Source organism: Moorena sp. SIO4E2 (assembly GCF_010671945.1).
Taxonomy (GTDB): Bacteria; Cyanobacteriota; Cyanobacteriia; order Cyanobacteriales; family Coleofasciculaceae; genus Moorena; species Moorena producens.
The window spans coordinates 1-2481 of the sequence record NZ_JAAHIE010000851.1; the positions used below are offsets into that span (position 1 = coordinate 1).

At 44.3% G+C, this 2481-nt stretch carries 1 protein-coding gene and 2 pseudogenes; all 3 read right to left on the minus strand.

Annotation, left to right across the window (positions count from 1 at the left end; translation table 11 throughout):
- A pseudogene (locus F6K37_RS38070) lies at positions 1-250 on the minus strand (DUF4870 domain-containing protein); the annotation flags it as partial.
- Positions 251-354: 104 nt separating this feature from the next.
- Positions 355-489: a hypothetical protein gene (locus F6K37_RS38075; RefSeq protein WP_287256262.1), complete on the minus strand. Its 135-nt coding sequence runs from the start codon at positions 487-489 to the stop codon at positions 355-357.
- A pseudogene (iscB, locus tag F6K37_RS38085) lies at positions 461-1863 on the minus strand (RNA-guided endonuclease IscB). The gene F6K37_RS38075 and the pseudogene iscB overlap by 29 nt, the downstream one beginning before the upstream one ends.
- Between the last annotated feature and the right edge of the window lie 618 nt (positions 1864-2481).

The window sequence follows — 2481 nt, forward strand, 5'->3', positions numbered from 1 at the left end:
CATTTTCTTTGACCACTGAGTCTTCGGTGACCAAAAAAATGACTATCGGGATGGCAATAGAGACCACCAGAGAGCTAAAAAATATTGAGCCATGACATAACAGTGATAAAAGCTTTCGTTGATCCATCTTAAATACGGGAAGGGGACTCCCGTTATAAACGTCAGTTTTAGCGGGTTTAAAGTTACCGTAAGATAGTGGAGCCTTGTCTTGATGCAGTCGCTCATGGGGGAAACCACGGCAGTTGCTCATGGGGGAGACCCCCAAGACCGCACTGCCTCCCCAAGACCGCGCTGCATCGCTATTAAAAAAGATTTAAGCCTTTTCTGCATAGCCCACTGACTCTAAAGGCTCCACTATCTAAGGTTTCGTCTCCGGGGAATTCCCGCAGGAGAATAAATTGTTCGCGTAGCGTGGCCTACGGCCAGCGTTCGCGTAGCGTGGCCTATGGCCAAGCGCGAATCATTGATTAATTTGACTCGCGTATTCATAGCCGTCAGCCTTGAAAATTGTTCGTAAATACTTTGGATGTACATCAATTTTCTTTTCTGGAGTAGAGAGTGCAAAACTAGGACGATGGCGAATTGCTATTCGTCCTGTGTATTGACCGGCATACTTCCCTCCCTTGATATCAGCTTTAACAATATCGCCCGTTTGGAAACCTTTGAAAAACTTAGCGGCAGGTGCATGAGCCTTTGGAAAGCCATATTTATTTGGACGACATCTTTGGCGCACCCCGTGACCTTTAGCTGTAACTATTAGCGGTTTCACTCCATTTAGTAGTAATGTCTGAGGAGTGGATTTACCCACACAAGCAGCATCAGTCCAATGGGTTTTCTCGGGAGCATCCCATTTTGGAAACAATATTACCCAAAGCAACGATATTTCAAGGGTTTCAGCCCCCTAAAAAGAGCTAACGTGCCAAATTGGGATGCTCCCGTTTTCTCAATCTCTCTGGTTTGACGATTGAACTTAGTCAGACCACCAGAACCTGTGTCAACAGGTAATCCAGTCAGTTGCAGCCTCCTCCATACTTCCCAGCGAGTTGAGTTAACTGCTGCTGCATCTTTCAAGGGGGATTTAGCCTTGGCCAGTATTTTCTTTAGAAGTTCCGGCTTTTTACGTAAAAATTTCTCAATCGGATCGCTACCTTTCTTCTGGTTACAAGGCCGACAAGCCAAGGTTAGGTTGCTGACTCTATTAGTCCCTCCTTTAGATGTTGGAGTAATGTGTTCAACCTCCAAGGGGACGTTCTCTGCTCCACAGTAAACACAGCTATGACCCCACTTGGCAAGCAGATATTCTTTCACCTCAAACCCAAACAGTTCACCGTGTTGATACTCTACACCCGATATTTCTGGGTTTTGCATTTTTTGAGTATCAAACCGGACTAATTCTTGAGATATGGTGGTTATTGGGCACAGCTTCCTTAGCCGTCTTACCCAAGTCTCAATATTAAATACTCGACTCATTAGCGATGGAGCCAGCCACCCTTCTGGGCGTTTTCGATTGAGAAACCGAGGTTTGCGGTAACGAGTCTTTCTATTTCGCCTACCTCGCCTTAAAGCTCTTCTGGATTCCAGAGAGTTTTTGATATTCTGTCCTCTGTGATTAACTTCCAAGGCGCTTGTGACCCGTCCAGTTTTTTTCTGAACGATGGCAATCCCGGTTGTTTTAGATCCAGGGTCTATCTTGATTCTGTGTGGATGAGTAACAGAATTATCAACATCCCTGTCTTGCCGGATGATAGTAAATGGATAACGCTTAAAGACTTTAGCCCTCCCTTTTTTAAGTAACTCCCTAGCCCGTGCTGGATGGCATGGATCTAATGGTTGTTTGTTTTTATCTAGCACGAACACTCGCATTACTTTGAACACTCCACAAGTGGGTAAAGTTTGCCTGTGCAAAGCACACGCTTGCGCGAACGACAATGTTATAAGAGCTTTTCAGGTTAACAACACTTCCTTAACTCACTACAGATGTTTAATTGTTAACAACAGAGCTGAAGACTGGCACGCATCTACAGGTGTTATGACTCGAATAACGTAGACCATTACTAGGTCTTAGTCTGGTCAACTATGAGCTTTCACAAGCTCCCGCTATAGTCTGACAAGACTTAGCGGTGAGTTGTTGACGTCATTCATCCGATAAATCATCCTATGCTTCCCCAGGGTTACTTTTATGGATTTTATCTTCCATAATACAGGTAAGTTGCTAGAATTCATTGAACAGAACGAATTTATGTCAAGATATGTAAATTACTGATCAATACGATGGCTAATCCTGTGTCGTTGGCTGATAATCTTTCTAACTAAGGCATAACTACCAGTCGTCATATCCCGCCTTTGGTATTGCTTTCACTGCTCCCTTGCCTAAATTCCAAGTTTCAGTCTTAAATCACGATTCGGCTACGGTTTGAAAGTGCTGGCCATGAATTTAGTCTTGCCATACTGCTGCTGAGGGGTAAGCTTTACTATTTGGTG